Source organism: Streptomyces sp. ATCC 21386 (genome assembly GCF_018728545.1).
Classification (GTDB): domain Bacteria; phylum Actinomycetota; class Actinomycetes; order Streptomycetales; family Streptomycetaceae; genus Streptomyces.
In genome coordinates, this window is sequence record NZ_JAAVVL010000002.1 from 1 (window position 1) to 3,270 (window position 3,270).

The 3,270-nt window shown below is 72.3% G+C and carries 3 protein-coding genes; all 3 read left to right on the forward strand.

The window, feature by feature from the left end; all coding sequences use genetic code 11:
• Positions 1-68: 68 nt before the first annotated feature.
• Genes GWK25_RS42860 through argC form a run of 3 tightly spaced genes read left to right on the forward strand, consistent with a single transcriptional unit; the run spans position 69 to position 3,098 of the window.
• The gene (locus GWK25_RS42860) at positions 69-719 is read left to right on the forward strand and encodes a DegT/DnrJ/EryC1/StrS family aminotransferase (RefSeq protein WP_215458118.1); all 651 of its coding nucleotides are present in this window, start codon (positions 69-71) and stop codon (positions 717-719) included.
• Positions 716-2,035: a DegT/DnrJ/EryC1/StrS family aminotransferase gene (locus tag GWK25_RS42865; protein ID WP_215458120.1), complete on the forward strand. Its 1,320-nt coding sequence runs from the start codon at positions 716-718 to the stop codon at positions 2,033-2,035. Before GWK25_RS42860 ends, GWK25_RS42865 begins: the two co-directional genes overlap by 4 nt.
• Positions 2,028-3,098 (forward strand): N-acetyl-gamma-glutamyl-phosphate reductase, encoded by a 1,071-nt coding sequence (gene argC, locus GWK25_RS42870; RefSeq protein WP_215458122.1) that lies wholly within the window; start codon positions 2,028-2,030, stop codon positions 3,096-3,098. The genes GWK25_RS42865 and argC overlap by 8 nt, the downstream gene beginning before the upstream one ends.
• Positions 3,099-3,270: the final 172 nt, after the last annotated feature.

Here is a 3,270-nt window from a genome sequence, read left to right on the forward strand (position 1 = left end):
CACCGGGCCGCACCGCACCCCACCCCCACCCCCTCTTCACGCAATCGCATCAGAGAGGCCCACGTTCTATGGAACTGTTCGACACCGCCACCGTGCTCACCCGGGTTCTGACCTCGGGCGTGGTGATGAGCATCGAGAAGAGTGACCGGGAACTGCCCGGTCTCGAACGGCTGTTGACGAAGAAGACGCGGCGCAGCAAAGCCGTGCTGCTCAACAGCCGGACAGGAGCGATACACGCCGCGCTGGCCGGTCAGGGGATCGGTCACGGGGACAGCATCGCCCTCGCGGAGCCGGACGCGGAGACCGCCGCGTTCCTGGCCTGGCTCGGCGTGCGCGTGACGTCGTACGACGAGCCCGCCGCGTACGACTACCTCGCGCTGGACCCGGCAGGCGCCGACCGGCTCGGCGAGTTGGCCGCGGGGGCCACCGCGCCGGCGCTGGTCGTCGACCTGACCGGCCTCGGCTTCGGCCCGGCCGCCGCCGTGCTCACCGACGACCCGAAGCTCTGGGCCCGCGCCGAGCGGCTGAAGATCTTCGGCGCCTACGACCTGCGCACGATGTGGACGCAGGAGGAGGCGGACGCCGACCTCGTCCCCGGCGTGCAGTTCAACTACCGGCTCAGCCCGCTGGTCGCCGCCTGTGTGCGGATGGCCCTGACCCAGGCCGCACAGACGGCGCAGACACGCCCCGCCGCGATCTCCGGAGCGAACCAGTCATGATCACTGATTTCCCCAACTCTCCGCTGCCGCTGCCGAATCCGGCGGACCTCGACGACGAGCTCGCCGCCCTGGGCGGCGCCGAGATCATCCCCAAGGCGCTCCGCCGCACGCTCTTCCCGGTCATCACCAAGGAGGACGTGTTCAACCTGATGCTCGCCCAGCGGCAGGCGCCCGAGAAGGTCGTCGCCGACTTCGCCGAGGCCTACCGGGCCTACGTGGGCGCAGGGTTCGCGCTGCCCACCGCCAGCGGCACCTCCAGCCTGCACATGGCGCTCGTCGGCGCCGGCGTGCGGCCCGGTGACGAGGTCATCGTGCCGGCGTTCACGTTCATCGCCACCGCGCAGGCGGTCGTCGCGGCCCACGCCGTCCCCGTCTTCGTCGACGTCGACCCGGTCACGTACTGCATGGACCCGGCCGCCGCAGCTGCCGCGATCACCGAGCGGACCCGCGCGCTCATGCCCGTGCACGTCCACGGGCTGCCCGCCGACGTCCCCGCGCTGCGCGCGCTCGCCGACCGGCACGGCATCGCCCTCGTCGAGGACGCCTCCCACGCCCACTCCGCGAAGATCGGCGACCGGGTCGCCGGCTCCTTCGGGGACGCGGCCGGGCAGAGCCTGATGGCCGACAAGAACTTCCCCCTGGGCGGCGAGGGCGGCATCGCCTTCTTCGCCGAGGAGGCCTCGTACGAGCGGGCCGTCTCCTATCTCGCCGAGCACGGCATCGACTACGGGATGTCCTGGGTCGCCGCCGCCTTCGGCAGCAGCCAGCTCAAGCGGCTGCCGTACTACGACGAGATCCGCGCCCGCAACGCCGCGCTGCTCGGGGACGCCCTGCGCGAGACCGGGCTGTTCACGCCGCCGCACGTGCCGGACGGGCACGTCCACGCGTACAACATGTACCGGATCACGCTGCACCCCGAGGCCGTCGGCCTCGACGACCTGCCCGTGTACGCCGTCAAGGAGGCCGTGCACGAGCTGCTGGTCGCGGAGGGCGTGCCGGCCCGCGAGTGGCAGAACACGCCGATCCCGTGCCACCTGCCCTTCCGGCACCGGGACGGGTTCGGCAACGGCTACCCCTTCAGCCTCAACCCGGGCGCCGTGCGCGACCACCGGCCGGAGGACTTCCCCGTCACCCTCGGCATGCTCGACTCCACCCTCGTCCTCTGCCGCGAGCTGCGCTCCCCGGTCGAGTACGAGCGGATCCTGCGGTACGCCGACGCCTTCCGGAAGGTCGCCCGCCGCCCCGACGCCATCCGCAAGCTCGTCCAGGACCGCGACTACGTCCGGCCGTACGAGAAGGCGGCCCGCCTTGGCTGACATCCAGAATCCCGAGCGGATCCGGGTCGCCGTCGTCGGGGCCAGCGGCTACACCGGGGGCGAGGTCATCCGGCTGCTCCTCGAGCACCCCCACGTCGAACTCGCCTTCCTGTCCGCCGAGCGGGCCGCCGGTGCCTCCATCGGCAGCGTGCACCCGTGGCTGCGCAACCACCCGAAGGCGGGCGGGCTGAAGTTCCGGCCGCTGGCCGAACTGGCGGAGACCGACCCCGTCGACGTGGCCTTCGGCTGTCTGCCCACCGGGGCGCTGCCCGAGCGGCTGCCGCTGATCGCGGCCCACGCCAAGCGGGTGCTGAACCTGGGCGGCGACTTCCGGCTGCGGGCCGAGGAGGAGGTGCGGGCACACTACCCGAGGACGGCCGAGTACCCGCCGCTGGAGGACTTCGCCTACTACGTACCGGAGTTGAGCGGCGACGTGCCCGAGGGGCGGTTCGTGAACCTGCCCGGCTGCATGGCCGTCACCACGATCTACGCCCTGTACCCGCTGTTCGCCGGCGCCGAGCCGCTGGCCACCGACCGGGTCGTCGTCGACGCCAAGACCGGGTCGACCGGCGGCGGCCGGAACGGCAGCGAGCCGCCCGCCGAGCGCAGCGGGAACTTCCGGGTGCACAAGCTGTACGGGCACCGGCACGCGCCCGAGGTCCGGCAGGCCATCGCCGACTTCACCGGTGCGAGCGTGGACCTCCGCTTCTCCACGCACAGCCTGGACGTGGCGCGGGGCATCCTCGTCACCGCGTACGCCGAACTCCAAGGCGGCGTAACCTCGTTGGACGTCAAGCGGGCCTACGCCAAGGCGTACGTCGGCAAGCCGTTCGTCCGGGTCCGCCCGGCGCCGAAGGCCCCGCAGGACTTCCCGATGCTGAAGGCGGTCGTGGGCTCGAACGTCGCCGAGGTCGCCATCGCCGTGCAGGGCGGGCAGGTCGTCGCCGTCGCCGCCCTGGACAACCTGATCAAGGGTGCGGCGGGCCAGGCCGTCCAGGCGATGAACCTGATCCACGGCTTCGACGAGACCGCCGGCCTGCCGACCACGGCGGTGTCCCCATGACGACGCAGATGGAACGACCTGTCATGACCCCACCGATCCCCGCAGCCGCAGCCGCAGCCGCAGCCGTAGCCGTGGCCACCGTCCCCGACACGCGGGCCGCATCCTGCCGCCCGCGTACTTCGCGCCCTCGCCCGGATAGGCGTCGTACAGCGTGGAGTCGGGGACGGACGGG

Coding starts and splice junctions, on each gene's coding strand:
- GWK25_RS42860 (WP_215458118.1), top strand. CDS start 69: ATGGAACTGTTCGACACCGCCACCGTGCTCACCCGGGTTCTGACCTCG.
- GWK25_RS42865 (WP_215458120.1), top strand. CDS start 716: ATGATCACTGATTTCCCCAACTCTCCGCTGCCGCTGCCGAATCCGGCG.